Origin of the sequence: Agromyces binzhouensis (genome assembly GCF_004135055.1) — a bacterium.
Classification (GTDB): Bacteria; Actinomycetota; Actinomycetes; order Actinomycetales; family Microbacteriaceae; genus Agromyces; species Agromyces binzhouensis.
On sequence record NZ_SDPL01000710.1, the window covers coordinates 1 to 848 of the forward strand.

Here is an 848-nt window from a genome sequence, read left to right on the forward strand (position 1 = left end):
GAGCGCCGGCGGCGGCTCGATGGGCGCGGCGGCATCGGCGAGCGCGGTCGCCGCCTCGAGGTGCGCCGCGAGCTCCGCTCGGAGCTCGGGCGATTCCGCCAGGCGGGCCTCGACGATCGCACGCTCCTCGTCGGTCACCGCGTCGAGCGCGTAGGCCGCGAGCAGCGCGTCGAAGTCGGGCTCCCGGCGCGCCGGGGACTCGGCGTCGGTCATGTGCTCACCCCCATCACGCGGCGCAGGCGGATCATGCCGTCGCGCATCCTCGTCTTCACGGTGCCGAGCGGCACGTCGAGCCGTTCGGCGATCTCCGACTGCGTCAGTCCGCCGTAGTACGCGAGTGTCACGCACTCGCGCTGCAGGTCGCTGAGTTCGGCGAGCGCGACATGCGCCCGCTCGTGGTCGAGCCGCACCTCGACCGCCTCCGCGACGCTGTCCACCGGCACGTCCAGGTCGCGCGCCCCGATGCGGGCATCGCGATCGCGGGCGGACTGCGCGGACCGCACCCGGTCGACGGCGCGGCGGTGGGCGAGCGTGAACATCCACGAGATCGCGGATCCTCGCGCCGCGTCGAACCGCGGAGCGGTCTGCCACACCTCGAGGAACACGTCCTGCGCGACCTCCTCGGCCTGGGCCGGGTCGACCACGACACGACGCACGAGCCCGAGGATGCGGGCCGCGGTACGGTCGTACAGCGCGCCGAACGCGGCCCGATCGCCGACGCCCGTGGCGACGAGCAGGTCGTCGAGGGTCGGGTCGGATGCCGCGGGCCCGTGCTCGCCGTCCGTCACGCGTTCCAGCATGTCAGACCGAGCCGGTCGGCGCCGCGCCGCCGCGGGTGCGGCGCGCAG

The 848-nt window shown here is 74.9% G+C and carries 1 protein-coding gene and 1 pseudogene; both read right to left on the reverse strand.

The features are described 5' to 3' along the window. Positions 1-213, reverse strand: a pseudogene (locus tag ESO86_RS17795) (hypothetical protein); the annotation flags it as partial. Continuing rightward, positions 210-800 carry an ECF RNA polymerase sigma factor SigK gene (gene sigK / locus ESO86_RS17800; protein ID WP_129236040.1) on the reverse strand — a complete coding sequence of 197 codons (591 nt, stop codon included), beginning with the start codon at positions 798-800 and terminating at the stop codon, positions 210-212. The pseudogene ESO86_RS17795 and the gene sigK, both read right to left, overlap by 4 nt. Positions 801-848: the final 48 nt, after the last annotated feature.

What these genes read in the sequence shown, in the direction of transcription:
- sigK (WP_129236040.1), bottom strand. Translation starts at nt 800, where the DNA reads ATGCTGGAACGCGTGACGGACGGCGAGCACGGGCCCGCGGCATCCGAC.